This window comes from Nocardia puris, assembly GCF_036051655.1.
Classification (GTDB): Bacteria; Actinomycetota; Actinomycetes; order Mycobacteriales; family Mycobacteriaceae; genus Nocardia; species Nocardia puris.
Genome location: NZ_CP107943.1, coordinates 7,128,022 through 7,154,977, shown reverse-complemented (window position 1 = coordinate 7,154,977; position 26,956 = coordinate 7,128,022). Strand labels below are relative to the sequence as shown.

At 70.7% G+C, this 26,956-nt stretch carries 24 protein-coding genes; 9 read left to right on the top strand and 15 right to left on the bottom strand.

Going from position 1 to position 26,956, the window contains the following annotated elements:
• Positions 1 to 409 precede the first annotated feature (409 nt).
• Positions 410 to 2,029: an ABC-F family ATP-binding cassette domain-containing protein gene (locus tag OHB21_RS33195; protein WP_195125623.1), complete on the top strand. Its 1,620-nt coding sequence runs from the start codon at positions 410 to 412 to the stop codon at positions 2,027 to 2,029.
• A 276-nt stretch (positions 2,030 to 2,305) separates the two neighbouring features.
• Here the strand turns inward: OHB21_RS33195 and OHB21_RS33190 are convergent, their stop codons facing one another.
• The 10 genes from OHB21_RS33190 to OHB21_RS33145 are packed head-to-tail and all read right to left on the bottom strand — an operon-like array spanning position 2,306 to position 11,345.
• A complete protein-coding gene (locus tag OHB21_RS33190; protein ID WP_113974910.1) occupies positions 2,306 to 2,662 on the bottom strand; it encodes an MmcQ/YjbR family DNA-binding protein in 357 nt (118 codons plus the stop codon).
• 40 nt (positions 2,663 to 2,702) lie between these two features.
• Positions 2,703 to 3,866, bottom strand: a complete 1,164-nt coding sequence (locus OHB21_RS33185) for an acyl-CoA dehydrogenase family protein (protein ID WP_195125624.1) — start codon at positions 3,864 to 3,866, stop codon at positions 2,703 to 2,705.
• Positions 3,863 to 5,245: an FAD-binding oxidoreductase gene (locus OHB21_RS33180; protein ID WP_198161668.1), complete on the bottom strand. Its 1,383-nt coding sequence runs from the start codon at positions 5,243 to 5,245 to the stop codon at positions 3,863 to 3,865. Before OHB21_RS33180 ends, OHB21_RS33185 begins: the two co-directional genes overlap by 4 nt.
• Positions 5,242 to 5,445 (bottom strand): hypothetical protein, encoded by a 204-nt coding sequence (locus tag OHB21_RS33175; protein WP_195125625.1) that lies wholly within the window; start codon positions 5,443 to 5,445, stop codon positions 5,242 to 5,244. The genes OHB21_RS33180 and OHB21_RS33175 overlap by 4 nt, the downstream gene beginning before the upstream one ends.
• Positions 5,442 to 5,765 carry a hypothetical protein gene (locus tag OHB21_RS33170; protein ID WP_067504059.1) on the bottom strand — a complete coding sequence of 108 codons (324 nt, stop codon included), beginning with the start codon at positions 5,763 to 5,765 and terminating at the stop codon, positions 5,442 to 5,444. The genes OHB21_RS33175 and OHB21_RS33170 overlap by 4 nt, the downstream gene beginning before the upstream one ends.
• Positions 5,762 to 7,057 (bottom strand): ATP-grasp domain-containing protein, encoded by a 1,296-nt coding sequence (locus tag OHB21_RS33165; protein WP_195125626.1) that lies wholly within the window; start codon positions 7,055 to 7,057, stop codon positions 5,762 to 5,764. The genes OHB21_RS33170 and OHB21_RS33165 overlap by 4 nt, the downstream gene beginning before the upstream one ends.
• 17 nt (positions 7,058 to 7,074) lie before the next feature.
• Entirely contained in the window at positions 7,075 to 8,106 is a 1,032-nt protein-coding gene (locus OHB21_RS33160; RefSeq protein WP_195125627.1) for an NAD(P)/FAD-dependent oxidoreductase, read from the bottom strand.
• Between the two features lies 1 nt (position 8,107).
• A complete protein-coding gene (locus tag OHB21_RS33155) occupies positions 8,108 to 9,652 on the bottom strand; it encodes a class I tRNA ligase family protein (RefSeq protein ID WP_084537349.1) in 1,545 nt (514 codons plus the stop codon).
• Positions 9,649 to 10,053 carry a cupin domain-containing protein gene (locus OHB21_RS33150; RefSeq protein WP_198161667.1) on the bottom strand — a complete coding sequence of 135 codons (405 nt, stop codon included), beginning with the start codon at positions 10,051 to 10,053 and terminating at the stop codon, positions 9,649 to 9,651. The genes OHB21_RS33155 and OHB21_RS33150 overlap by 4 nt, the downstream gene beginning before the upstream one ends.
• Positions 10,050 to 11,345 carry a lysine N(6)-hydroxylase/L-ornithine N(5)-oxygenase family protein gene (locus tag OHB21_RS33145; protein WP_067504050.1) on the bottom strand — a complete coding sequence of 432 codons (1,296 nt, stop codon included), beginning with the start codon at positions 11,343 to 11,345 and terminating at the stop codon, positions 10,050 to 10,052. Before OHB21_RS33145 ends, OHB21_RS33150 begins: the two co-directional genes overlap by 4 nt.
• A gap of 203 nt (positions 11,346 to 11,548) precedes the next feature.
• On the opposite strand from OHB21_RS33145, the gene OHB21_RS33140 reads away from it, so the two are divergent.
• The gene (locus tag OHB21_RS33140) at positions 11,549 to 13,174 is read left to right on the top strand and encodes a peptide ABC transporter substrate-binding protein (protein WP_195125628.1); all 1,626 of its coding nucleotides are present in this window, start codon (positions 11,549 to 11,551) and stop codon (positions 13,172 to 13,174) included.
• A gap of 58 nt (positions 13,175 to 13,232) precedes the next feature.
• Here the strand turns inward: OHB21_RS33140 and OHB21_RS33135 are convergent, their stop codons facing one another.
• The 5 genes from OHB21_RS33135 to OHB21_RS33115 form a co-directional block, all read right to left on the bottom strand.
• Positions 13,233 to 13,682: a TIGR03667 family PPOX class F420-dependent oxidoreductase gene (locus tag OHB21_RS33135; RefSeq protein WP_067504047.1), complete on the bottom strand. Its 450-nt coding sequence runs from the start codon at positions 13,680 to 13,682 to the stop codon at positions 13,233 to 13,235.
• Positions 13,683 to 13,780: 98 nt separating this feature from the next.
• The gene (locus tag OHB21_RS33130; protein WP_067504044.1) at positions 13,781 to 14,998 is read right to left on the bottom strand and encodes an MFS transporter; all 1,218 of its coding nucleotides are present in this window, start codon (positions 14,996 to 14,998) and stop codon (positions 13,781 to 13,783) included.
• A gap of 18 nt (positions 14,999 to 15,016) precedes the next feature.
• A complete protein-coding gene (locus OHB21_RS33125) occupies positions 15,017 to 15,847 on the bottom strand; it encodes an isocitrate lyase/PEP mutase family protein (protein ID WP_067504043.1) in 831 nt (276 codons plus the stop codon).
• 142 nt (positions 15,848 to 15,989) lie between these two features.
• Positions 15,990 to 16,178 (bottom strand): hypothetical protein, encoded by a 189-nt coding sequence (locus OHB21_RS33120; RefSeq protein ID WP_328436205.1) that lies wholly within the window; start codon positions 16,176 to 16,178, stop codon positions 15,990 to 15,992.
• Positions 16,139 to 17,374 carry a helix-turn-helix transcriptional regulator gene (locus OHB21_RS33115; protein WP_328436204.1) on the bottom strand — a complete coding sequence of 412 codons (1,236 nt, stop codon included), beginning with the start codon at positions 17,372 to 17,374 and terminating at the stop codon, positions 16,139 to 16,141. Before OHB21_RS33115 ends, OHB21_RS33120 begins: the two co-directional genes overlap by 40 nt.
• A gap of 335 nt (positions 17,375 to 17,709) precedes the next feature.
• Here OHB21_RS33115 and OHB21_RS33110 point away from each other — a divergent pair, with 335 nt between their 5' ends.
• The 7 genes from OHB21_RS33110 to OHB21_RS33080 all read left to right on the top strand — a co-directional run bounded on the left by OHB21_RS33110 (position 17,710) and on the right by OHB21_RS33080 (position 26,953).
• Positions 17,710 to 18,642 (top strand): hypothetical protein, encoded by a 933-nt coding sequence (locus tag OHB21_RS33110; RefSeq protein WP_195125629.1) that lies wholly within the window; start codon positions 17,710 to 17,712, stop codon positions 18,640 to 18,642.
• Between the two features lie 3 nt (positions 18,643 to 18,645).
• Entirely contained in the window at positions 18,646 to 19,899 is a 1,254-nt protein-coding gene (locus OHB21_RS33105; protein WP_195125630.1) for an adenylosuccinate synthetase, read from the top strand.
• Between the two features lie 15 nt (positions 19,900 to 19,914).
• A complete protein-coding gene (locus OHB21_RS33100; RefSeq protein ID WP_067504033.1) occupies positions 19,915 to 20,541 on the top strand; it encodes an NUDIX hydrolase in 627 nt (208 codons plus the stop codon).
• 174 nt (positions 20,542 to 20,715) lie between these two features.
• A complete protein-coding gene (locus OHB21_RS33095; RefSeq protein WP_113974909.1) occupies positions 20,716 to 21,180 on the top strand; it encodes a histidine triad (HIT) protein in 465 nt (154 codons plus the stop codon).
• 300 nt (positions 21,181 to 21,480) lie between these two features.
• Entirely contained in the window at positions 21,481 to 23,772 is a 2,292-nt protein-coding gene (locus tag OHB21_RS33090) for a RelA/SpoT family protein (RefSeq protein ID WP_228791165.1), read from the top strand.
• Between the two features lie 566 nt (positions 23,773 to 24,338).
• Positions 24,339 to 25,970, top strand: a complete 1,632-nt coding sequence (locus OHB21_RS33085) for a cutinase family protein (protein ID WP_067504021.1) — start codon at positions 24,339 to 24,341, stop codon at positions 25,968 to 25,970.
• 53 nt (positions 25,971 to 26,023) lie between these two features.
• The gene (locus OHB21_RS33080; RefSeq protein ID WP_067504018.1) at positions 26,024 to 26,953 is read left to right on the top strand and encodes a hypothetical protein; all 930 of its coding nucleotides are present in this window, start codon (positions 26,024 to 26,026) and stop codon (positions 26,951 to 26,953) included.
• Positions 26,954 to 26,956 lie beyond the last annotated feature (3 nt).

Here is a 26,956-nt window from a genome sequence, read left to right as displayed (position 1 = left end):
TGCCGCGAATCGGCAGACTGATCGTGGGCGCGGAACCGGACACGGATCGCCCATGGTGCGCTTCTGCTGCCGGACCGCTGGGTCTGGACAGAGTGCGGGGACCGTTCGTGGGCTGGTGACCAGGTGCGCTGAGCGACGATCTCTGGACGTTGCCGAGTTCGGGAGAGGCGCCACCGCCGGGCTCGGGGTACGAGCGAGGTCTGGCGCATAGGTCGGTCCGGAAGGGGCCGGCAGGCCGGTCGGGGTGTGATGTCGGAAATAGGGGTGGCGTGGGGTGGTGGGGTGTGCTTATCCTGGGTGCCGTCTTTGTTGTCGGCGGTGGGAGTGCGCGTTGATTTCTTGAGGTAGCGGTTTCGGCGGTTCGCGGGGTGCGGGCCGTGGTTCTTCTTCGCAACCTCAGGAGTGGCGCATGGGTGCACTGTCTTTTTCTGATCTTTCTTTTTCCTGGCCGGATGGGTCTGTCGTGTTCGATGGGCTCGGGGCTGTGGTGCCCGAAGGGCATGTCGGGTTGGTGGGGGCCAATGGGGCCGGGAAGTCGACGTTATTGCGGTTGATCGCGGGGGAACTGCGGCCTGCTCGGGGGTCGGTGACCGTGGCGGGGCGGCTCGGGTATCTGCGGCAGGATCTGGGGCTCGGGGACGGGCTGCGGGTGGATGAGGTGCTCGGGATCGCCGAAGTGCGAGCGGCGCTGCATCGGATAGAGGCGGGCGAGGGGAGCGAGGAGAACTTCGAAACCGTCGGTGCCGCTTGGGATGTGGAGGAGCGTGCGCTTGCGTTGCTCGGGCGGCTCGGGCTGAAGTATGTGGCAGATTCGGCCGAAGGGTTGGATCGGCGACTGGATACGTTGTCGGGCGGAGAGACGGTGTTGCTCGGGTTGGTGGCGCAGCTGCTGGCCGAGCCGCAGGTCTTGTTGCTCGACGAGCCGACGAACAATCTGGATCATGTTGCGCGGGAACGGCTTTACGATGTGGTCGAGCAGTTCTCCGGAACGGTATTGACCGTCGGTCACGATCGGGAACTGCTCGAGCGGATGGACGTGATCGCCGAACTGCGGCAAGGGGAGCTGCGATTCTTCGGCGGGCCTTACAGCGAATACGAGCGGATCGTGGCGGCCGAACAGGAGGCGGCGCGGGCGGCGGTGCGCGAGGCGCGCGGGGATGTGCGCAAGCAGTCGCAGGAGTTGGTCGAGACGCGGATCAAACTGGATCGCAGGCAGCGCTACGGGAAGAAGCAGGCCGACAACATGCCGAAAATCCTGGCGGGAGCGCGGAAGCGGGCCGCCCAGGAGTCGGCGGGCAAGCTGCGCGGCACGCACATCGAGAAGCTGGAGGAGGCGAAGGAGAAGCTCGATCGGGCCGAGGAACTGGTGCGCGACGACAAGGTGATTCGCATCGACCTGCCCGACACCCGGTTGTATCCGGGGCAGGACGTGCTCGAGGTGGAGGACGTCCGGCTGCGGTGCGGACCCACTGTGACGCTGCGGGTTTCGGGTCCGGAACGGATCGCGCTGACCGGGCGCAACGGTGTCGGCAAGTCCACGCTGCTTCGGCAGATCGCGGACGCCCCGCCGAAGGTGCCGTTCGCGTTGCTGCCCCAGCGGCTCGACGTGTTCGATGAGGACCGGACCGTTTTCGAGAACGTCGCCGACCGCGCTCCGCACGCGACTCCCCACGAAATCCGGACTCGATTGGCGCGCTTCCTCTTTCGCGGGTCGGACGCCGACGTTCCCGCGGCGGCGCTTTCCGGTGGAGAACGTCTGCGTGCCGCAGTGGCCACGGTCTTGCTGGCCGATCCGGCGCCCCGGCTCCTCCTGCTCGATGAGCCGACGAACAATCTGGACATGTCCGGCCTCCGCCACCTGGCCGAAGCGCTCGCGGGATTCGAGGGTGCGCTGATCGTCGTCAGCCACGACCCGCGCTTCCTGGACGACATCGGCGTCACCCGCCGGTTGGAGCTGACGGAGGAGGGGGTGGTCGAGGCTGGAATGGAGGGGGCGAGTGTGGATGAGTCGGGTGGGCAAAGTGAATGAGAATCGGGCATTATGATCGGGAACGCCCAGGTCAAGAAGTATGCTTCCCGCGCACGCGGGGATGAGCCCCGGCGCTCCGCCGCCAGCCAGTCGTGCAACCGTATGCTCCCCGCGCATGTGGGGAGGAGCCCCCGAACACGCCCAGGTATCGGACCGCGGCTGCACTCCCCGCGCGTGCGGAGATGAGTCGATCGGCGGTTCTGCACGCCGACCGATTCCCCAGCCAATGGCTACGGTTTCCGGCAGTCCCGATGTCCGCGAACCGGACTGTTCAACTCAGTCTGTGAGTAACGCACTCAGCCTCTTCGGCGCCACTTTCCGGTACCCGTCCCGGATGATCTCCCCGATCTCCCCCCAATCCGGCTCCACATCGAGCCGCACCCCGATCCACCCGCGATGCCCCACGTAGGGCGGTCGGAAGAAGCGGTCAGGTTCTGCGTCGATCAACTCGCCCTGCACCCCGTCCGGGGCGGGCACCCATAGCGCCGGCCCAGGTTCGTCGTACGCGTCCTCGGTGTACATCGTGAAGACAGTCTTCGCGCGCACGAAAAATGTCGGCGTCCCGTGGCTCAGTCGTTCACTCGCCTCCGGGAGCGCCAGGCAGATCTTCCGAGTCCGCGCCAGCGGGTCCATACCGCGCAGTCTAGGCGGACGGTACGGACCCGGCAGCGGATCAGACCAGCCCCAAGCTCAGCTTGAACGACGGCGTGCCGCCGAGCAGATACGCGCCGGCGGACTGGAGGATGCGGTCCTGGGCGACGATGTGCTGGCACATGGTGGTGGTGTCGCGCAACCAGCGGTCCAGCGGGGAGGGGCGATAGATGGCGGCGGTCTGGCGCAGGTCGTAGAGGCGGGAGACGACGCGGCGGGCCGTGCGGAAGGCGTGCAGGCGCGAGAGGGGCAGAGCGGCGCGTTCGTCGGGGGAGAGGTCGTCGAGAGTGCCTCCGGCGCTGAGGATTTCCCACTGACGGTGCATCGCGGTGTACACGCCGGCGCGGGCGGCGTGCAAGTCCGCCTCGCATTCTCCGATCGTCACCTGCGTGCGGTAATCGTCGGATTTGGCGGCGGATTCGGCGCGGGCGAAGTCCAGCGCGGCCCGCATCACGCCCAGTGGGACGCCCGGCATGGTGCGCATGTGCACCTCGGGCTGGCCGAGCGCACCGAAACCGTGTCGGACGCTGGAGAATTCGAGTGTGTGCTCCTCGGGGACGAACACGTCGGCGATGCGGTAGTCGCAACTGCCACTGCCCGCGAGCCCGGTGGTGTGCCAGGTGTCGATGATCTCGACCTGCGCGCGGGGCACCATGAACAGCCGCGAATCGGGTGCGCCGGTGGCGTCGCGCTCGGCATCGCCGTCGCGGTACAGGAACGCGCCCGACACGACCCAGTCGGCGTGGGTGATCCCGCTGCCGAACTGCCACCGCCCGCTGAGCCGGAACCCGCCCGCGGTGCGCTCGGCCCGGCCGGTCGGGAACAGCAGCCCGGCCGTGACCATGTCGAGACTGCCGAACATCTCCTTGGCGACGCTCTCCTCGAGGAATCGCGCGTAGAGGCCGGTGTCGGAGCCGATCATGGCGCACCAGCCGACGGAGGCGTCACCGTAGGAGAGCGCCTCCACCACCTCGGTCTGCTCGACGGAGGTCAGTTCCGGCCCGCCCCACTCGCGGGCGAATCCCATGCGGAAGACGCCCGCGTCGCGCAGCAGGTCCACGATATCGGCGGGCAGCCTGCGGGCGCGCTCGATCTCCTCGGCGCGCTCGCGCAGCAGCGGTGCGAGTTCCTGTGCGCGGGCGAGGATCTCACCGGAATCGGTGTGGGGCTCGGCGACGACGGTCATCGGACGTTCTCCTTGCTGAGAGGGGTGATGGCCTGCGGGAAGCGGAAGAAGCCGTCCGGGTCGTACCGGTGCTTGATCCGCGCCAGGCGGTCGTGATTGGGCCCGTAGTAGGCCGAGAGGTCGGTGAGCGCGGGGTCGGTGAAGTTCACGTAGGCGGCGCCGGTGGCGTAGTCGCCCATCTCCTCGTAGAGGGTGTCGAGCCATTCGAGGTTGCACCACATGGTGCGCGCGGTATCGGTCGTGCTCCACGAGGTGTCCATGGACACCAGGAACAGCGTGTCGCGGTGTGGGAAGGCGCTGTCGCCCACGGGAATCCGGTTGATCGCCCCGCCCCAGGTGAACAGGGCGACGCCCGCGCCGTCGGGGTTGCCGCTGCCGGGCCAGCGGTCGATCGCGTCGATCACCGCGTCGACGCCGGATTCGGCGAGGGGCTTCGGCGTGCAACGGGTGCGCACCGCGAACGGGTCGCCGGAGGTCTCGTGGTGCAGGTAGTCCTTTGCCTCCCAATAGGTCCGGTCCTCGATGTCGGCCCGGAACGGGGTGGCCGCGGCGAACGCCGGTGCGAGGATTTCGCGCAGTTCGCCGGCGGGGCCGAGATATTGGCCGATCACCGAGACGGCGCCCGGCGCGTCACCGGCCCGGCTCGCGCCGATGCGCGCGGCGAATTCGTCGGGCGCGCCCGCCATGATCTCCTGCATCACGGTGAGCGCGTGCCTGGCGTGGGGCCACTCCCACAGCAGCAGGCAGGTGGAGCTGGGCACGGTGTCGCGCGCCTGGAACGTGAACGATGTGTTGACGCCCAGGTTCCCGCCACCCCCACCCCGGCACGCCCAGAACAGGTCGGCGTTCTCGGTGGCCGAACACACGCGGGTACTGCCGTCGGCGAGCACGATCTCGGTGGACACGAGCGCGTCGGCGGTGAGGCCGAACGCCCGCGAGACCGCCGCGACACCGCCGCCGAGGGTGAGCCCGCCGATGCCGACCTGATCCGAATTGCCCAGCGGCACAGCGAGTTCGTGCCGCTCCAGCGCCTCATAGACGAGTCCGTTGGGTGTGCCGCCGCCGACGGTGATCAGCCCGCGTTCGGCGTCGACCCGAATGTCGGAGAGTCCGCGCAGATCCAGCACCAACCCCGGGCCGACGGAATGGCCCGCGTAGCTGTGCCCGCCGCCGCGCGCGACAAGCGGCACGCCCTCCTCCCGCGCCCACGTGATCGCGCGCGCCACGTCGGTGGTGTCGCGCACCGAGAGCACGGCGGCCGGGGTGATGTCGGCGTACCGCTTGTTGAACGGCGTCCCGGCCGCAGCGAAACCGAAATCGCGGGGATAGCGCACGATTCCGGCGTCGAGGGCGGCCAGGGTCTCGAAGCGTGTGTTCACCGATCCTCCTCGGGACAGGTGCGCCGCACGCCGTCGAACGCCCTCAATTCCGTTGTGCCACGGCCGATCGTGGCCCAGCGCCGATCGGCCGCCGACATCCGTGAGGCATCATGCGCCGCAGCGTCTTCCGTGCCCAGCCGGCGGCGCTCGGTGGGCGCATTCCACTCCCACGCCCCGAATTCACGCAGCAACCGGTTCACCGGATCTCCTCCAGATACGAGACCCCGCTGCTACCGCCCGCGCCGTACCGTTCCCACTCCTCGCGCAGCCGGATCAGTCCGTCAGGGGTTCGTTCGGGTTCGGACCGCGTGAAGCCCGAGATGATGTCGCCGCCGTGCAGCACCATCGTGTAGGCCAGGTGCAGCACGCCGTCCTCGTCGCAGAGGCCGTTGAGCGCGCCGCGGCGTACCTTGCCGCCGGCGAACGAGGCCCACACCAGGTCGCCGCGCTGGTGGTAGCGGGCGACGACGCCGTCGTCGCTGTCGGGGTTGCGGAAGCGCCGCCCGTCGTAGTTGATCATTTGTCGGCGTCCAGCAGTCCGGCGGGCAGGGTGAAGGTCGTGCCCGCGGCGAGCGGTTCCAGCGGGTCGCCGGTCACCTCGACGGCGTCGGCGGCGGACCGGAGCAGGTCGGCGCAGCGCGGCGCATCGGCGGCCTCGCACACCACGAACGAGTGCCGCGCGATGTAACCGCCAGGGGGCAAACGTAATTCGGCGCCCGGCTCCACCATCGCGGCCGCCGTGACGAGTCCCGGCGCGTGCTCGGGCACGGTGACCGACCGCACGGTGAGGTCGTGTTCCGGGTAGCCGAACCGGATGCCCGCGGCGGCGCGCCGGGTGGGTGTGGTGGCGGGCCGGTGACCGGTGGCGACGTCCACCAGCACCTCGCCGGGGTCGATGCCGGTGGCGATCTTGCCCAGGAACGGGATGAGGTCGCCGCCCAGCCTGCCGTTGACCTCGATGATGAGCGGTCCGCGCGCGGTGAGCCGCACTTCGGTGTGGGTGGTGCCGTTCTCGACGCCGAGGGCGCGGTGCGCGGCGGCGAGGGTGGTCAGCAGGGTCTCGTCCGCGAGCAACGGGTCGGCCCCGTCCACGAGGTGGCCCAGCTCCTCGAAGTACGGTTCGAGCCCGGTTCGCTTGCGCGCCAGGAACATCGGCAGGTACTCGCCCTTGTACACGGCGGCGTCCACGCTGATCTCCGGGCCGACGGCGTATTCCTCAACGATCGCGGTGCCGCGGAACGGGGCGTCGCCGATGGTGCTCGCGCCGGTGGCGGTGGTGAACGCGGTATCGAGTTCGGCGTGGTCACGGGCCAGCACCACGCCCATGCTCGCCCCGAGCGCCTGGGGTTTCACCACGACCGGGTAGCCGATGCGCTCGGCGGCGGCCCCGGCCTGCTCCGGCGTGGTGGTGAGTTCGAAGAGCGGCTGCACCAGACCGGCGTCGGTGAGCACGGCGCGGGTGCGGTTCTTGTCGCGGCAGCCGCGCACACCGGTCGCGGAGAGGCCGGGCACGCCGAATTCCTCGGCCAGGTCGGCGGCGGGCTGCACGAGCGGTTCGTCCCAGCACAGCACACCGGCCACGCGCCTGCGGGCGGCGATCTCGCGTGCCCGCGCGGCGAGGATGTCGTGATCGAAGACGTTCGCCACGACGATCTCGTCGAAATACGCGTCCTGCCAGGTGGGTTCGAGGTTGTTGAGCAGCACCAGGTCCAGGCCGGCGGCGCGGGCGCGGGCGGTGACCGAGCGCACCAGGTACTCGCGGTAGAGCCGCAGCCCGCTGCCGATGACGAGCAGGATGTCGTTGGAGGTCATGGGAATTCCTTCGCGCGTCAGGCGGCCGGACGACCGGCCGCGAGTTCGACTAGGTGGTCGGCGACCAGTGGCGCGGTGCGGAAACCGTCGCCGCCGGTGGCGGCGCGGGCCCACACCGCGGGGCCCGGTTGTGTGAGCGCGGTGGCGCCGACGGTGTAGTGGCAGTGTTTGATGGCGGCGATCCGGTAGCGGTGGGCGTCGGTGAGGATCTGTGCCACGTATGCCCTTGCGGTGTCGGGGGTTTCACCGGGTTCGGTGAGCGAGGTGACGGTGCGGCACAACCCCGACGAGCTGAGCTTGAGCAGCGTGCCCGCGCCCGGCGGCATCAACCAGCCCGTCCCGTCGGCGCCGACGCGCCCGGCGCTGGGTGCGGTGTGCCACCAGCCGGCCAGCGCCGCAGGCGGGCGCAGGTAGACGGTGGTCTGGCGGTGCAGCACGGCCGGGCTGTCGACCAGTTCGGACGTCCACGCGCCGGTGGCGAGCAACACGAGATCGCCGGTGAGGCGGCTGCCGTCGTCGAGCCGCAGTCGCGCGGCACCGGCGTCGACCTCGACCACCCGCCGCCACGGCAGCAGCGTGACGGCGGGCTGCGCGCGCAACCAGGCCGCCGCGGCGTGCAGCACGCGTTCGGCGAGCAGCACACCGGCGTCGAGCTCCAGCAACGCGTGGTGCCCGTGTGGAAAGATGATGTGCGGCAACGCCTGTGGTGCGAGCACCCGGACGGTGAGCCCGGCCTGGGCGGCGGCGTCGGTGGCGGGTTCGACCGCGTCGGCGGGGTAGCCGGTGACCACCCCGATCCGGCGGTAGAACTGCCCGCCGAGCAGCGCTTGCAGCCGCAGCCAACGGCGGTGCAGGGCGGCGGCCGTGCGGGTGGCCCCGGGATCGCCGGGCGCCAGCGCGCGCACGGCGCGGTGGTGGTCGAACGAGCCCGACGCCGGGTTGGGAATGGGTCCGCGGTCCACCACCGTGACCCGGTGCCCGGCCCGCGCGCACCGCACGGCCGTGATCAGGCCGGTCACCCCGGCGCCCGCGATCACGACGGCGGTCATCTCAGGCCCTCACCTGCGGCAGGCGGGGCATGCGGACGGGTTCGATCGCGCGGCGCGCGACCACGTCGTCGAGCGCGCTGCCCGGCAGCATGTCCGAACCGGCCAGCGCGGCCGCGGCCAGGTCCACCAGGATCGGCGCGGCGCAGCGCACCAGCACGTCGACCTGGTGGCAGTAGTCGCCGCCGTCGGTCGCCGGGGTGCGATCCAGCCGCGCCACCTGCTGGGTGAGGGTCTCGGCGGCCCGGTTCAGGCTGAATCCCGGCAGTTCGTAGGCGGCGCGGAACCGCGCGACCATCCGCCGCGCGTCGTCGCGCCCGCGCGGGGAGACGGGCAGTTCGCCGCGCCATACCCACGCGTCGGCCTTGGCGGCCACTCGGTTCCACGGCTCGACCAGGCGGGTCCTGGTCAATGCCACCAGTTCGTCGTGGCTGAAGCTGGTGCGCTGGAACTCGGGGCTGTTGGCGGCCAGGTGGAAGCGGATCAGGTCGCGCGGCACCCGGGCGGCCAGATCGCGCCCCCACACCAGGTGCCCGCGGCTGGTGGAGAACTTCTCGTGCCGCAGTTCGTAGAACTCGTTGGTGAGGAACAGTTTCGGCAGCGCGTAGTCGCCGAGCGCGAGCAGCATCGCCAGCCCCGAGATGCCGAACGGGTGGATATTGTCGATACCGAGGAAGTAGACGACGGTGGCGCCGGCCTCCGGCCGCCACAGCGAGTCCTCGGAATCCGGTTCCAGGCCGCGGTTCTCGGCCGCGAGCAGGGCGCAATACGTCGTCCACGCCACCGGTTCGGCGTTGGGGTTCACCACCTGGCCGGGCAGGCCCGGCGCGGGGATGCCCCACGAGATCGGGTAGGTGACGGGAAAATCCAGCAGTGGGCGGGACAGCAGTTCGGCGACCACCTGCGCGGCGTGGGGGCGAAGCAGTCCGGCGGCGTCGGCGAAGTGGGCGCGCAGCCGCTCCCGGTACTCCTCCAGCGGGAGCACGAGCACTTCGACTTCGCGGATCTCCAAGCGCTCCTCGGGGTTTCGTGTCGAGCGCGGGTCCAGCAGTTCCCCCGCCGTCACCGCGTGACCGCAGCTCTCGCACAGACCGCCGCCGGTGTCGGCCAGGCAGACCGGGCAGGTGCCGGCCACGTGCCCGTCCACCAGATACTCGCCGGTGCCGGGAGCGTAGGGAAAGGGCATGGGCCGCAAGCGGAGTGCGCCCTTGTCCCGCAGGTCGGTGACGATCCTGGCGACGTAGGAGGTGAAGCGGCGCTCCCACCCGGTGAACGCGTCGACGGTGATGCCGAGCGCGGTGAGCGTGGACTCCACCTCCTTCGCGGAGCGTTCCACCAGCGCTTGCGGGGACAACCCGAGTCGGTGGGCGGTGGTGGTGACGTAGGTGGAGGTGTCCTGTACGCCGGTGCCGAACAGCACCTCGCGGCCGGCGGCGCGCGCGTAGCGGGTGTAGACGTCGGCGGCCAGGAACGGGCCGGCGATGTGGCCGAGGTGCAGGTCGCCGTTCGCCGTCGGCGCGGGCGAGAGGACGATGGTCGGCCCGGTCACGGCGACACCGCATCATTCTCGGCGGCAACGCCTTTCGGGTCCGCCGCGTGCCTGCGCAGGAACGCCGACGACATGTCGGTGTCCCACCACACCGCGTACCACTCGAAATCGGTGTCGCCGACATTGCGGACGTGGTGGGTGGTACCGGGAATCAGGTGCGCCACATCGCCCGCGACGAACGCGCGCCGCTCGCCGTCGACGTCCAGTTCGGCGCGCCCGGTCAGGGCGATGAACAGTTCGTACTCGTGATGGGCGTGCGCGGCCGAGACCTGCCCCGGCCCCAGCACGCACCACGCGCCTTCGAACGGCGCGTTGAGCGCGGGCCACGGCAGCAGCCGCTCGGAGGCGACGCCGTACGCTTCGGTGAGCCCGGCCCGGTCCAGGCTGCGGATCTCGATCATGCCGTCCGGCTTTCCGGGAAGGCGCCCGCGGTGACGTGGCGGCGGTCGAGCATATCGTCGACGATGTCCTGCGAGCGGTGCGCGAGCACGCTGATGAGGGTGTCGGAGATGCCGTGCGTCGCCTCGTTGACGCCCTGCAGATACACCGCGCCCCAGGCGGATTCGCCGAGATCCAGGCGGTAGCGGCGGCTCACCGCGGGCTCGGTGATGCCCAGGTCGGTCAGCAACGCGCCGACCAGGGCGGGCATCCGCTGCTCGTAGCCGGTGCCGAGGAAGACGTGGTCGCAGCGCAACGGCTCGATCTTGCCGGTGCGGCGGTCGCGCAGCTCGAGCACCACCTCGCCGCCGTCCATCCGCGCGCCGGTCACCTCGGTCATGGCGCGCACGGTCGAGCGCCGCCGCCCCAGCATGCGCTGCTGGTAGAGCATCGCGTAGATCTCGTCCAGGAACGGCGGGGCCAGGCCCGCGTAGTTGGTGAGGTGGACCTCGTCGAGGATGCGGGCGCGCACCTCGGCGTCGGAGTGGTAGAAGTCGTCCACGAACGAGGGAAAGAACAGCTCGTTGACGAACTTGCTGGTCTGGTAGTTCTGCAGGCCGATGGAGCGCATGAGCAGCGCGGGCGTGCTGTGCGGCAGGTCGGAGTGCAGCGCCATGAACATCTCCGCCGCGCTCTGCGCGCCGCCGATCACGACGGGCCTGCTCGGCCGGTCGGTGGGCAATTCCGCGACGCGCGAGGTGTATTCGGCGCTGTGCGCCACCCGGTCGGCCGGCAGGCCGCGGAACACCTCGGGGACATGCGGGTCGCGCCCGGTGCCCACCACCAGGTCGCGGCAGGTGACGGTGTCGCCGTCGGCGAGGGTGACGGTCCAGCCGATGACGCGGCCGTCGCCGGTGCGCCGCGGCGCGAGGGCCACACAGCGCGCGTTGTAGCGCACGCGCACCCGCTCCAGCGACTGCGCCACCCACTGCTGGTACTCCGACAGCTCCCACCGGTAGGGGTTGAAGGTCGACAGGTTGACGAACTCGTCCAGGCGGCGGCGCTCGTGCAGGAAGTTCAGGAAGGAGAACCGGCTGCGCGGGTTACGCAGGGTGACAAGGTCTTTCAGGAACGACACCTGGCTGCGCGCCCAGGGGAGCAGCAGGTTGCGCTGCCACTTCACGTCGGGGTGCTGTTCGAGCAGCAGGGTCCGCTGCGCCAGGTGCGGCGCAGTGGACTCCTCGAGCGCGACGGCCAGCGCCAGATTGGCCGGACCGGCGCCGATGGCCAGGACGTCGACTTCGTGATCGGTCACAATTCCACCTGAGTCTCGATGGGAAGCTCTTGCTCCGGCCCAGTCAATGCCGTGCGGTGGTTGTCCGACAGCGATCGGCCCGTCCGCACGACAACCGGCCGACAGCCCGGCCCGCGACGCCCGCTCCGGCGGCTCGTCCGCCGATTGACGGTTCTTGCCCTGCGACCCCACCGGTCAACGCCGCGCTCTGCTGAGCTGGCCAGATGAGCACACACCACGCCACCGGCGGGCCGCCGGTACGGATCCGGTCACTCGCGCGGCGCGTCGTGGCGGGCGCGCTGGCGCTCTCGTCTCTCGCGCTGCTCACCGTCGCCTGTTCCGAGGAGCAGGAGACCGGCGACCGCGGCATCATCAGCTACAACGGCACCGAACCGCAGCGCCCGCTCGTCCCGGGCGACGCGACCGATCGCGACACCGTGAAGATCGTGGGCGCCCTGTTCACCGGGTTGGTCGAATACGACACCGACACGGCCGAACCGCGCAACGCCGTCGCCGAGTCGATCACCACCGCCGACTCGCGCGTCTACACGATCACCCTGCGACCGGGCTGGACCTTCCACGACGGAAGCCCCGTCACCGCAACGAGTTTCGTGGATGCGTGGAACCACACGGCCTACGGCCCCAATGCCTTGCAGGGTGGGCCGTACCTGTCGAACATCGCCGGCTACTCCGAGGTGCACGCGGGTGCCGCGACCGAGATGTCCGGCCTGCGCGTGGTCGACGACCGCACGTTCGAGGTGACGCTGTCGGCGCCGCTGTCGGCGTTCCCCACCCAATTGGGGTACGCGGCGTACTTCCCGCTGCCCGCGTCGTTCTTCGCCGATCCGGACGGGTTCGCGCGCCACCCGATCGGCAACGGCCCCTTCCGTTTCGCGTCGCACGAGCCAGGCGCGAACATCGTCGTGCACCGGTACGACGAGTACGGCGGCGCGCGCAAGCCGCAGGTGGAGGGCGTCGAGTTCCGGTTCTACGCGGCGCTCGAGGACGCCTACGCCGACGTGGTGGCCGGCGCGCTGGACTACCTCGACTTCGTTCCCGCCGACGCGCTGGCGGGCGGCCGGTACAAGGCGGAACTGCCGGGGCGCAACCTGTCCCACACCTACCTGGGTGTGCAGTCGCTGTCGTTCCCGGTCTATGACTCCCGCTACGCCGATCCGCGCCTGCGACAGGCGATCTCGATGGCGATCGACCGGAAGTACGTGGTGGACAAGGCCTTCGACGGTGACAAGATCCTGGCCGACGGGCTGGTGCCCGCCAAGGTGCCCGGCCATGTCGCTAACCAGTGCGGTGACCTGTGCGTCCACGATCCCGCGCGGGCGCGGGAACTGTTCGAGGCCACGGGATTCCGAGGTCCGATCGAGCTGAGCTCCAACGACGACTCGGCCAACCAGGTCTGGATCGACGCGACCTGCGAGACCATCACGGCCGCGCTGGGCCGGGAGTGCCGCTACGCGCCCGTGCCCACCTTCGGCGAGTTCCGGGCGCGCATCAACGAGCGGACGATGACCACGGTGTTCCGGTCCGGCTGGGTGGCGGACTACCCGTCCATCGAGAACTTCCTGAACCCGGTGTTCCGCACCGGCGCGGGCGTGAACGGTACCGGCTACTCGAATCCGGAGGTCGACGCGCTGCTGGCGGCCGCCGACGCCGCACCCACCGAACGGGAAGGCTGGGCGCGGTATCAGCAGGCGGAGCGCCTGATCCTGGCCGATATGCCGGCGATCCCGCTGTGGTTCCAGAAGGTGCAGTCCGGGTGGTCCACCCGGATCACCGATGTGGCCGTCTCGCAGTTGCTGCAACTGGACCTGTTCGCGGTGCGCCTGGCGTGAGATGACCCGGGCCGGAAGGCGTTGGTGTCCAAGGGATGTCACCGCCTTTCGCGTGCCGTCAGTCGAGCGAAGTGACGCCGCCGCTGACGTGCAGGCGATGCGGCGTGATGATCACCGCCTCGGTGAACAGGGTGCCGAACGCCTCCGGTGTGCCGAACATGGCGCCGATCCGCTCGGCGTACTTGGCGGCGTAGCGCGGCTCCTCGTGGGCGGGCGGCACGCCCTCGGCGCGGGCGGCGGTGCCCTCGACCCGCACGATGTCGCGGCCGATATCGGTGACGTCGAGCGCGAGGCTCACGCGCGGATTCGCCTCGATATTGCGCAGTTTCCGCTTGCCGGGCTGGCTGTAGAGCAGGAAGGTGCCGTCCTCGCGGGCCAGGAACCACACCGGCACGCTGGCCGGGCTCCCGTCGGGGCGCACGGTGGTGAGCCAGGCGATGAGGTTGCTGTGCAGCCGGGCCTCCACGTGGGCGCGGCGGTCTTCGGGCAGGCGCGAAAGCAGGGTCATGATCGTCCTCGGGGAGTGGGTGTGGGGGAGTGACACGCGAACGCCGTCCGCCCGGCACGGTGCGCGTGCCGGGCGGACGGGTCGAGCGTGCCGGATGATCAAGTGGCGCTGTCGTTCTCGCGCATCCCCGCGTAGGCGAACCAGGCGGCGGCCAGCCCGAGCCCGCCCAGCAGCGGCCAGATCCCGGTGCCGAGCCACTCCCACGCCAGCACGCCCAGCGTCGGGCCCAGCGCCATGCCGAGTCCGAACGTGGCCTGGTGTGTGCCGATGTAGCGGGCGCGCACGGCGGCGGGGAACGACGACGGATGCGCGAACATGGTGGGCCCGTTCACCATCACACCGAACACGAACACCACCGTGGCCAGCAGCACGGGCGCTGCGCCGAACCCGGCGAAGGCGTAGCCCGCGACACCGAGCCCCATGATCGCGGTGCCCACGGCCGCCACCAGCGGCGCCCTCAGGTGCTTGACGTAGGCGGTGATCTTCAGCTCGCACAGGATCAGCACCACCGACGCGGTGACCAGCACGGCGCTGTACAGGCCGGTGGAGAAGCCCTCGGCCGACAGGTTCAGCGGCAGCGCGACGATGTACTGCACGTAGATCACCGAACCGAGCAGGCACGAGGCCAGGAAGAACAGGTAGCGGCGGTCGCGCAGGATCACCCCGTAGCCCGCGCCCGTGGTCTCGGGCTCGTCGTCGGTATCGCGCACGGCGGTGACGTTCGGCACCAGCAGCAGCACCAGCGCGGCGTAGGCGAAGGCGGTGGCGGCGTCCAGCCACAGCAGCAGGTTCCAGTCGATGAGGATGATGCCCGCCGCCAGCAGCGGGGCCAGCGCCGCACCGGCGTTGAGCGCGATCCGCATCATGGAGAAGCCCATGACCCGGTGCTCTTCGGGCATCAGATCGCCGAGCATCAGCGCGGCCGCGGGGCGGTAGGCCTGCGTCACCAGACCGGTCGCGGCCACCGCGACCAGCAGGGGCGCGAACAGGCCCGGCGTGGCCAGGAACGGGATCGCCGTGAGCAGCAGCCCCGACCCGGTCATGGCCGTGATGATCGTCGCGCGCGGACCCAGCCGGTGGGCCAGCTCGCCGCCGAGCATGGTGCCGAAGATGGCGCCCGCGCTGTAGGCGGTGAGCGTGAGACCCGCCTGCCCGACGGAGAAGTCGCGGTGGATCAGGTAGAGGACCAGGAAGGTCTGGACGAAGGCGCCGAGCTGGTTGATCAGCACGCCCGCCAGCAGGAACAGCACCGGGCGCGGCGTCTGTCGCAGGATGGCGAGCACCCCGTCGCGCTCGTCGGTTTTCGTGGCGTTCATCGCGGGAATCCTTCGGTCTCAGCGCAGCAGCGCTTCGACGGCACCGAAATCGAGCGCGCCGTCCAGCGCCGTGTAGGTGCCCGCGCCGAGCAGTTCCCGCGCGGCGGCCGCGGCCTGGCCGTAGGCGGCCTGCGCGAGTGCCGGGCCGAGGCTGACCCGGCGCACCCCGATCGCCGCCAGCTCGGGCACGGCGGGCGCGCCGGGGCCGACCATCACGTTCACCGGCAGCGGCGATTTGCCCACCAGATCGGCGAGGGTGTCCAGGTCGAGCAGGCCCGGCACGAACAGGCTGTCCGCGCCCGCCTCGGCGTAGGCGGCGGCCCTGGCCAGCACGTCGTCGAAGCGGCCCGCGGGCTCGCCGATGCCGAACAGGTAGACGTCGGTGCGCGCGTTGATCACCAGCGCGGGCAGCCCCGCGGCCGCAGCGGCGTCGCGCGCGGCGCGCAGGCGCGCGGCCTGGTCGCCGGGCTCGAACAGCGGCCCGCCGGGGGCGGTGGAATCCTCGAGGTTGATCCCCACCGCGCCCGCCGCGATCACGGCCGAGACCGTGGCGGCCACGTCCTGGGGAGTCGGTCCGTAACCGCCCTCGATATCGGCCGTGACGGGCACGTCCACCGCCGCGGCGATCCTGGCCACCTGGCCCGCCGCCTCGTCCCTGCTCAGCCGCTGGCCGTCGGTGCGGCCCAGCGCCCACGACACGGCCGCGCTGGTGGTGGCGATCGCGACCGCCCCGGCCTGCGCGATCACCGCCGCGCTGATCGGGTCCCAGGCGTTGGGCAGCACGAAGGTGCCCTCCGCGTGCCACGCCCGCAATGCCTCGGCCCGGTCCTGCTGGTTGTCCTGCGCCACGTCGGCTCCTCCTGAGTCGAATCCCGGATCTGTGCACGTAACTGGTCGAACGCGACGAACCTAACCCCGCGCGCCGCCTCCGGCGCCCCGTCGGCGCCGGGTGCGGACAATCGAACGTCAAAGCCGGACAACATCTTCGGGCTCACCGGCGATAACCGCGGTCGTCGAAGCCGATGGCGGCGCGCAGCGGATCGGACTCGTCGTCGGGGCCGCGCCGCAACGCGAAGCGGTCGGCCTCCTGCGCGAGCAACCGGCCCAGCAGCGGCGGCATCACGTACCGCTCCGGTTCGGTCAGCACGTGCAGCAGGCCGCCGTCGATGAGGCTGTCCATCGCGTACTCCGCCGACTCGATCGACAGGTGCAGCGTCCGCGCGAGCGTGGCCGGGGTGACCTCGCCGGCGCCGCCGGCCAGCATGTGCAGCACGTGCTTGGCCAGCGGCGGGCGCGCGAGGTAGCGGGCAGCACCGCGTCGGCCAGGCCCACGTCGCCGATGCGCAACCAGTCGGCCACGTTCACACCCTCGCCCAGGCGCGCCGCGATCTCGGACAGCCTGCGCCCCGGCTGCGCGGCGATCTTGCGTCCGGCGATGGTGAGCGCCAGCGGCAGATGCTCGCAGAACCGGGCGATCCGCCCGGCGGCGGCCGATTCGGCCCGCACCCGGTCCTCGCCGATGAGCAGGCGCAGCAGATCCTCCGACGCCCCGGCGGGCAAGGGGCCCAACGCGATCCGGCGCACACCGTCGAGGCCGAGCAGACGGGCCCGGCTGGTGATCACGATCTGGCTGTTGAGCGAGCGCGCCAGCAGTGGACGCACCTGCGGTTCGTCGCGCACGTTGTCCAGCAGCACCACCACGCGCCGCTCGGCCAGCATGGACCGGTACAGGCCGATCCGGTGCATATCGTCGCCGGGCACCTGATCGGGCGGCACGCCCAGCGCGTGCAGGAATCCGGCCATCACCTCCATCGGCTCGGCCATCTCGCCGCGCCGGGCGGACAGGTCCGCGAACAGCTGCCCGTCCGGGAAGTCGCTGGTGAGCCGGTGCGCGAACCGCAGCGCGAACGCGGTCTTGCCGATGCCGATCGGGCCGCGCACCACGACCGGGACGCGGGAGTCGGCCATGCCCGCCGTCGCCGAGAGCGCGCTCTCGAATTCGGCCGTGCGCCCGACGAAGTCGTGCGGGCCGATCGGCAGTTGCGCGGGCCGCGGCCTGCCGGACTCGCCGGCCTCCTCGCCCGGCAGTACGGGCAGCGGTTCGGTGGGCGCGCCGTCGCCGCGCGCCACGCGCCAGCGCTGCTCCCACTCGTCGGGATCGCCGCCGCACGCCCGCGCGAAGGCCAGCGTGACGGGCAAGGTCGGCAGCCGATGGCCGCCCGCCGCGTCCGACAGGACCGACGGGGAGTACAGGGCCGCACTCGCCAGTTGCCGATAGGACGGATTGCCCGCGGCCGCGCGGAGTTTGCGTAGATCGCTCGCGAACGCGGCGACCGGACCCGATCCGGCATCGATCGGCTTCTCTCGTCTCCCCATCGGTGCTACCACTCCCTGCCTGCGTCGCGGCACACCCTGCCCCGGTGCCGCAGCCTGGTAGCCGACGACCGTGTCGGCTTCCCCCGTGACGCGCGCTTTCACGGTCGCGTCCCGGGGGACGCGGCACCGCGCGTCCGGCGAGTCCGGTTTCCCGTTCCGAGATCGTCCAATCGCCGGATGAACTAACGGCGTCGCCGTGGCGTGCACCAGGCGACGTGCCGTCCAACCCTGACTCGCGCGGTGCGGCCGGTCCGCCCGTCGCACTTGTTGTGGACTACTTGACCAAAACAATTTTGGTCATTTAAACTAAAACGCATCACGGGAGGAGATCCGATATGGGATACGGACATTGGGACGATTCGGCGTACCGGGCGGGCAAGACCTACCGGGCCAGCCGGGGGATCGACGACTTCGGCTACACGGCCGATATGCGGGCGCAGCCGTACGCGAGCTGGACGGCGCATCCGGATCTGGATCCGCTCGGCGTCACGCGCGAATGCCGCGACTCCGCCGAGCACGGGGCGTCGCTGCCGATCGCGGTGCTGTTCGATGTGACCGGCTCGATGCGGCAGGTGCCGATCGTCATGCAGGACAAGCTCGGCAAACTGCACGGGCTGTTGCAGCGCAAGAAGTACGCCGACGATCCGCAGATCCTGTTCGGCGCGGTCGGCGACGCCGACACCGACCGGGTGCCGTTGCAGGTCGGGCAGTTCGAATCGGACAACCGGATGGACGAGCAGCTGCGCAACATCCTGCTGGAGGGCGGCGGTGGCGGGCAGAAGTCCGAAAGCTACGAGCTGGCGGCGTATTTCATGGCCACCCACGTCGTCACCGACGCGTGGGAGCAGCGCGGGAAGCGCGGCTACCTGTTCCTCATCGGCGACGAGCTGAACAAGCCCCGTCTGGCCTCGCGCCACATCCGCGGCATCATCGGCGATCACGTGCGCCAGGACGCGCGGGTGGAGTCGATCTACCGGGAACTCCAGCAGCGCTGGCACGTGCACTACATCCTGCCGAAGCAGTCCAGCTACTACGACGATCCGGAAATCGAGCGGCACTGGACCGCGCTGCTCGGCCAGAACTTCCTGAAGCTGGACGATCCGGCGGCCGTGTGCGAGCTCATCGCGCTCACCATCGGGCTGGGGGAGGGGCGCGTGGACCTCGACGGTGGGCTGGCCGACCTGCGCGACGTCGGCTCGGTCGCCGAGATGACCTCGGTGCGCAAGGCGCTCGGCCCGCGCCGGGCCCTGCCCAGGGGATCGAGCTGAGCGATGAGCGAACCGCACATCATCGTGGTCGATCTGGGTTTCGGTGACGCGGGGAAGGGGGCGACGGTGGACTGGCTGTGCGCGCGGCGCACGGAACGCGGGGTGTCCGCCGTCGTCCGCTTCAACGGAGGTGCGCAGGCCGCGCACAACGTCGTGACCGGCGGTCGGCACCATACGTTTTCGCAGTTCGGGTCGGGGACCTTCGCGGGCGTGCCGACCCTGCTGTCGCGGCACATGCTGGTGGAACCGATCGCGCTGGCCTCGGAGGCGGAGCGCTTGGCCGCGCGTGGCGTGCGTGATCCGTTGTCGCTGATACGAATCGACGAGCGGGCGTTGCTCACCACACCGATCCACATCGCGGCCAACCGGGCGCGCGAGGACGCGCGCGGGGACCGCAGGCACGGGTCGTGCGGACGGGGAATCGGGGAAACCGCCTCGTACGCCTTGGAATTGGACGCGCCCACCGTGGGCGACTGCCGGAATCCGAGAGTGCTGCGGGCGAAATTGCGTTCGCTGGCGGCGCATTACGGTGCGCTGATCGCGCCGAGTGAGCACCGGTACGAGCCGATCGACGACCTGGTCGACATGTATCGCGAGTTCGCCGCGGCGGTGCGGATCGTGGGCGAGGGGGAGTTGGCGGTGCTCGCGCGGCGCGGGCGGTTGGTGTTCGAGGGCGCGCAGGGCGCCCTGCTGGACGAGTGGCGAGGATTCCACCCGCACACCACCTGGTCGACGGTCGAGCCGCGCCACGCGCGGGCGATGCTGGCCGAGATCGGCGCCACCGCGTACACGCTCGGCGTGACCAGGACCTACCAGACCCGCCACGGCGCGGGCCCGCTGCCCACCGAGGACGCCGCGCTGGATATTCCCGAGCCGCACAACACGTTCGGGCGCTACCAGGGCGGGTTCCGGCTCGGGCACCTGGACCCGATCCTGTTGCGCTACGCCGTCGCGGCGTGCGGCGGGATCGACGGGTTGGCCGTCAACCACCTCGACGCCGCCGGAACAGGCTGGGCGGCAAGCGGTTACCTGACCGACGGCGGTGTGGTGACGGACCTGCCGCTCGGCCGGTGGCAGGATCTCGACCATCAGCGCCGGCTGACCGAGCTGCTGTCCACCGCCGAGCCGGTGCTCACCGAACTACCGGCCGACCGGATCTCGTGGTTCGAGCGCACGCTCGGCGCGCCGGTGGTGCTCACCGCCGACGGTCCCGACCGCGCGGATCGCACCCCGGCTCGCGCGGAGGCCGCCGCCTGAGGAGGATGGGCGGTCGTGGATCAATCCGTTGTCTCGGTCGACGTGGTGGCGCTGCGGTTCTGGGCGGACGACGCCGGCGTCACCCTCGGCGTCGCGCCCCGCGCCCACGAACCCTTCACCGGCGAACTCGCCCTGCCCGGCGTGCTGCTCGGGCGCGGCGAGCGGCTGGCGGTGGCCGCTCGCCGCGCCGTGCACACGAAACTCGGGGTGCCGGAGGCGGCGATCGGCGCGGTCGGTCAGCTGATCACCTTCGACGAACCCAACCGCGATCCCCGCGGCCCCACCCTCTCCCTCGCGATGTGGGCGGTCGTCGCCCCGCACGAGGGTCCCGCCGACTGGGTGCCGTTCGACGAGGTGCCCGCGCTGGCGTTCGACCACAACCGCATCCTCGAGGTCGCCCGCGGCTTGCTGGCCCGGCTGCTGTGGAAGGACGTGGCCTTCACCCGCGCCCTGCTCGGACCCGAATTCCCCGCCACCCGCGCCGTCGACCTGGCCGCCTCGCTGCTCGGCACGCGCCCCGACCCCGCCAACCTGAACCGCACCCTCGCCGCCGTGCCCGGCCTGCACCGCACCGAAGAGCGCCGCCGTACCCGGGCCACCGGCCGTCCCGCCGCCGTCTGGGCGTTCGAGCCGGGAGAGTAGGCACACACCTGCCGCCGAGTGCTCGCGTCACCTCTTCGGCTGTGCCCCTGAGCGACCGACCTCGCTGTCCGGTCTCGACGTGGTCCGCGCCCGAGGCGAGGCCCGTCCGGCGCGTTCGACTCGTCCGAAGTGAATGGGTGGGTCCGACGGGGCGCGCCGCTCTATTCTCGAGCGGTGGGGAGACCATGCGATATCTGCGCCAAGCATCGGGGTGAGGGTCCACTGGTGGGGCCGGTGCTGTTCGAGGACGACCTCGTGGTCGTCACGCACCGTCCGCTGTCGGAGGGCCGGCTGCCCGGCTATCTGTTCGTGGAACCCCGTCGGCACACCACCGGCGGCTTCCCCGATCTGACCGATGCCGAGGGCGCCGCGATCGGGCAGGCGGCGGCGCGCGCCGCGCGCGTCCTGCGCCGCGAACTCGCGCCCCGGTACGTGTTCTCCAAGATCACCGGCATCACCTGGGAGCACTTCCACCAGCACGTTTTCGCCCGGGACCACGATACCCCGGACGACGTGCCGTGGCACTCGCCGGACTTGTGGGCCGACGCCCCGCCCTTCGATACGGATGCGCTCGAGCGCCTGTGCGCTCGCCTCAGGGAGCGGTTCTCGGACCCGGCCCCGATATCCCCGCCGAGGTGAGGGCGTCCGGCATCCGCATCGTCGAGGCCGCTGCGCACTCCCGCGCCGGCCACGGGACGGGCACGGTTCGGCCCGCTTCTTCCGCGCGTCGGACGGCGTGTCGCCCGGGGGACTAAAGTTGTGGTCTGGGCGGTTGCAGCGGTCGGTTAGGGTGTTCCGATCGCGGCGTGGAGAGGTGGTGGCATGACTCAGCACTCGGTCGAGGCGAATGTCGAGCAATCGGCGGGTACCGCCTCGAAGGCGAACGGCACGGCGCCCACCTCGGTGAGTTCGCCCGCGCCCAAGGTGACGCCGAACACCATGCCGCAGCGCCAGCCCGGCGCCACGGCGGCCGTGCCCACCTCGGCCTCGCGCCGCGTGCGCGCCCGCCTGGCCCGCCGGATGACCGGTCAGCGCGGCATCGCGGCGGTCAAGCCGGTGCTCGAGCCGCTGGCCACCGTGCACCGTGAGCTGTACCCGAAGGCCAACCTGAACCTGCTCCAGCGGGCCTTCGACGTGGCCGACGAGCGCCACGCCCACCAGTTCCGCAAGTCGGGCGACCCCTACATCACCCACCCGCTGGCCGTCGCGAACATCCTCGCCGAGCTCGGTATGGACACCACCACGCTGGTGGCCGCCCTGCTGCACGACACCGTCGAGGACACCGGCTACTCCGTGGAGCAGCTCACCGCCGACTTCGGCGAAGAGGTCGCCCACCTGGTCGACGGCGTCACCAAGCTGGACAAGGTCAACCTGGGCGCCGCCGCCGAGGCCGAGACCATCCGCAAGATGATCATCGCGATGGCCCGCGATCCGCGCGTGCTGGTGATCAAGGTGGCCGACCGCCTGCACAACATGCGCACCATGCGCTTCCTGCCGCCGGAGAAGCAGGCCAAGAAGGCCAAGGAAACCCTCGAGGTCATCGCCCCGCTGGCCCACCGCCTCGGCATGGCCACGGTCAAATGGGAGCTCGAGGACCTCGCGTTCGCGATCCTGCACCCCAAGAAGTACGACGAGATCGTGCGCCTGGTGGCCGACCGCGCGCCCTCGCGCGACACCTACCTGGCCAAGGTGCGCGCCGAGATCGTCAACACGCTGGCCGCGTCCCGCATCAACGCGATCGTCGAGGGCCGCCCGAAGCACTACTGGTCGATCTACCAGAAGATGATCGTCAAAGGTAAGGACTTCGACGACATCCACGACCTGGTCGGCATCCGCATCCTGTGCGACGAGGTGCGCGACTGCTACGCCGCGGTCGGCGTGGTGCACTCGCTGTGGCAGCCGATGGCGGGCCGGTTCAAGGACTACATCGCCCAGCCGCGCTACGGTGTCTACCAGTCGCTGCACACCACCGTCGTCGGGCCCGACGGCAAGCCGCTGGAAGTGCAGATCCGCACCCAGGATATGCACCGGACGGCGGAGTTCGGCATCGCCGCGCACTGGCGCTACAAGGAGACCAAGGGCAGGCACTCCGGCGACTCCGCCGAGGTCGACGACATGGCCTGGATGCGCCAGCTGCTCGACTGGCAGCGGGAGGCCGCCGATCCGGCCGAGTTCCTGGAGTCGCTGCGCTTCGACCTGAAGTCGCCGGAGATCTTCGTGTTCACGCCGAAGGGCGATGTGATCACGCTGCCGCAGAAGTCCACGCCGGTCGACTTCGCCTACGCCGTGCACACCGAGGTGGGCCACCGCTGCATCGGCGCGCGCGTGAACGGCCGGTTGGTCGCGCTGGAGCGCCAGCTCGAAAACGGTGAAGTGGTCGAGGTTTTCACCTCCAAGGCGCAGAACGCGGGCCCCAGCCGCGACTGGCAGAACTTCGTCGTCTCCCCGCGCGCCAAGGCCAAGATCCGGCAGTGGTTCGCCAAGGAGCGCCGCGAGGAGGCGCTCGAGAGCGGCAAGGAGCAGATCTCCAAGGAGGTCCGCCGCGTCGGGCTGCCGCTGCAACGCCTGATGAGCGTGGACGCGATGACGGCGGTCGCGCACGAACTGCACTACTCCGACATCTCCACGCTCTACACCGCCGTCGGCGAGCACCAGGTCTCCGCGCACCACGTGGTGCAGCGGCTCATGGCCCAGCTCGGCGGCATCGGCGACGTGGAGAACGAGCTCGCCGAGCGGTCCACGCCGTCCACCACGCCGAGCCGTCAGCGCGTCACGGGCGACGCGGGCGTGCTCATTCCCGGCGCGCCGGGCACGGTGGCCAAGCTGGCCAAGTGCTGCACCCCGGTGCCGGGCGACGAGATCCTGGGCTTCGTGACCCGCGGCGGTGCGGTGAGCGTGCACCGCACCGACTGCACCAACGCCGGGTCGTTGCAGGAACAGGCCGAGCGGATCATCGACGTGGAGTGGGCGCCCTCACCCTCGTCGGTGTTCCTGGTGGCCATCCAGATCGAGGCGCTGGACCGCACCAGGTTGCTGTCCGACGTGACCAAGGTGCTGGCCGACGAGAAGGTGAACATCCTGTCCGCGTCGGTCACCACGCACGGCGACCGCGTGGCGATCAGCAAATTCACCTTCGAGATGGGCGATCCGAAGCACCTCGGGCACCTGCTGAACGTGGTGCGCAACGTGGAGGGCGTGTACGACGTCTACCGCGTGACGTCGGCTACCTGATCCGGGCGCGAAATGCCCGCCCGGTGCGGCTCGCGGGGTGAGCGCGCCGGTCACGTTCCCGCCGTGCGCGTCGCGGCATCGCGGGCCCCGATGGTGTTGTGCCACCGTCGATTCGGGGTGTCTCGCGGCCTGGTGTGACGAACCCGGACAGCGTCGCCTGACGCGGCTGACTTCCTATCGTGCGGTCAGTTGTCCGGGACCATGTCAGTACGTCCACATCGTGGGATAGCGGTCTCATCCGTGTGCGATCGGGTCTACCATCGCAAGGTGCTTCCGGGTCGGGTGCCCACCGGTCGAGTCGCCGGCGGGCCGCAGGTTTGCCGACCACACTCCGGCCACTCTGGCAAATATTTGGCGAATTTCGGTCTCCCCGTGGCACTCTCGCGTGCGCCGATCGGAAACTTGCCGGGCCGAGTTCCGGGTCACGCCCGGATATATCGGGTAGGCTGCCACCTTTCGCGGAAAGTTTTCGCAGGTGCGACAGTAATAGCCGGAATCTGTTACGGTCTATTGCGTTTCATGGCGTTGAGGGTAGTCGCGGCAACGGGAACTGATTGCGGATCGCTATGACTGATCATTCGGTACGACTCGCGGGACTGGTGGCAGCGACCACCGTCGCCGTCGCCACCGCGACGGCCGGTTCCGCGTACGCCGATCCGCCGGATTCCGCGAGCCCGACCCTGCCGGTCGCCGGCTGTCCCGCCCTGTACGCCTTGGGTATTCAGGGCACGGGGGAATCCTCGCCCGACGCGGCGCCCACGACCGACACCGGCATGCTCTCCACCGTCTTCATGCCGCTGCTGGCCAGGGCCGCCGACCCGAGCCTGGTGGCGCGCGCGTACGTGCCCTACGAATCCGGATTCGGCGGCTTCACCGGCGGCGCCCCGGTGCCCTACGCGGAGTCCGTGCAAGGCGGATTGACCAGGCTGCGGGACATGGCGCGCGACGTCGCCGCCCGCTGCGCCGACACCCGGTTCGCGATCGTCGGTTACTCGCAGGGCGCGCACGTGGCGTCCCTGTTCGCGCAGGAGATCGGCCAGGGCCGCGGCGTGCTGCCCGCCGAGAAGGTCGCGGCCGTCGCCTTGTTCGCCGATCCCACCCGCAACCCCGGAGCGCCCCTGTTCCCCGGTTCGCCCGGAAAGCACACCCCCGATCCCGCGCCGGGCACGGCGGGCGAGCGCGTCGCCACCATCGCGGCGCTGCCGCAGACGCCGGTCAGCGGCGGCGGCATCGCCCCCGACCGCGATGTCGCGCCCAACTTCGCCGCGCTCACCGGCCGCGTCGCGAGCTTCTGCGCCGCGGGCGATCTCGCGTGCGACGCACCGGAAGGCGCGCCCATCCTCAAGGCCGTGGCCGGCGTCGCGGGCCAGGCGAAGGTCAGCGGCGGCGATCCGATCGCCTCGCTCACCTCCATCGCGCAGGCGCTGGCGTACACCTCGATCAAGACCGCGAGCGCCGTCGTGAACAACGACGTGCAGGGCTCCACGATCGCGAATCTGTCGCTCTCGCCGCAGAAGTCGATCTCGCAGCGCCTCGCCGAGGCCTCCGATCCGCGCACCCCGCTGGACCTGAACGCCGCCTTCCGCGCTGTGCTCAAAGTCGGGGTGATCGGGCTCAACGCGGTCACCACGGTGGTGCGCTCGGTCCTCAACCCGGCGGCCATCTCGGAGCTGGCCACCGCGGGCCTGACCAACCCGGCCGCGGGACTGTTCCTGCTCGGCGCGCGGCTCATCGACGCCACGACGCAGCTCGTGCCCCCCACCACGGTGTCCCGCCTGGTGAACCAGGCGTACCAGGCCGTGGTACAGAACATCACCGACAATCGCGAACTCCTTGACCTCACCACCTGGGTGCGGTACTGGGACACGGTGCAGCGCCACGGCGCGTACAGCACCGCGGCGGTGGCCGCCAACGGAGACGCGCCGACCCGCTTCGTGGCCGATTGGTTCGCGGCACTGGCCCGCGACCTGGCCGACCGCTTCGGCGGCGGCGCCGCACCGCAGGGGCGGCTCCCCGCGCCGCCCACCGGATTCTCAGGGGGCGGTTCCGGCGCGTCGGCTACGCCGAATTCGTCCGGTACGGGACAATTTCCGTTCGGGACAGGAGCCGATGGCGCCTCATCCGGGGGCGTGACCTCGATTCCGCCCACCGAGCGACCCGGCACCGACGCCAACGCCTACCCGTTCTCCACGAACTGATCGCCGAGAGGTCCGACGATGCGATATCACGTGCTCTCTGCGGGAATGGGGGAATGTTGAAGTCGTACAAAAACCTGTCGCGATGGTACGACGCCCTCGAGCCCGACACGGGCGCGCCGACCGCACCGCAGCAGGATCAGGCGCGCCTGGACGACCCCGAGGACGAGGGCCCGGCACGGTATCCGCACTACATTCGCGAGACCGAGGTCGACCCCGAGGAAGCCCGCGCCCGCAACGAGATCCCCGCGGATCTGCCCACCCGGCGCAGCGAGTTCACCGGCGGCTGGTCGGACTGGGTCGCCGACCGCGCGCCCGGCCCCGACGACGACTACACCCCGCGCGACGGCGCGGTCGTGCACTTCCCGTGGCCGGAGGACGACGACTACGACGACGAACCCCTGCGCGAGCGCGAGCCGCAGCCCCGGTCGCTGCGTGAGCATCCCGCCTCGCGGCGCGGGCGCGTGGTGGTCGTGCTGATCGTCGCGATCGTGCTGCTGGCCCTGGCCGCCGCGGGCGCGCTGTACCTGGTGCAGTCCTCGGGCCAGCGGGCGGCCACCGCGCCCATGACGCCGCCGATGCAGTTCACCGCGGGCAGCGCGCAGGCGGGCATCACCTCCGGCTGCCAGGCGGAGCGGAGGGACCGGATCGTGCGCAGCGCCGAATCCGGCGGCACCCACTCCGGCCCCGACGCCATCCTGGCCTTCCAGTACGCCTACTACGTCGAGCGTTCCGGCGAGCGGGCCAGGGCGGTGGTCGCGCCGGACGCGCCCATCTCGCCCGCGCCGCTCATCCAGCGCGGCATCGACAGCGTCCCCGCGGGCACCACGCACTGCGTGCGCATCGCGACGGTGGGCGAGCACACGTACTCGGTGGAGGTCACCGAGTACCGGCCGGGCGGCGCGCCGGCCACGTACAACAAGCAGACGGTCACCACCGCGGTGATCGGCGGCCGCACCCTGATCACGGGCATCACGGCCGGATGAAAG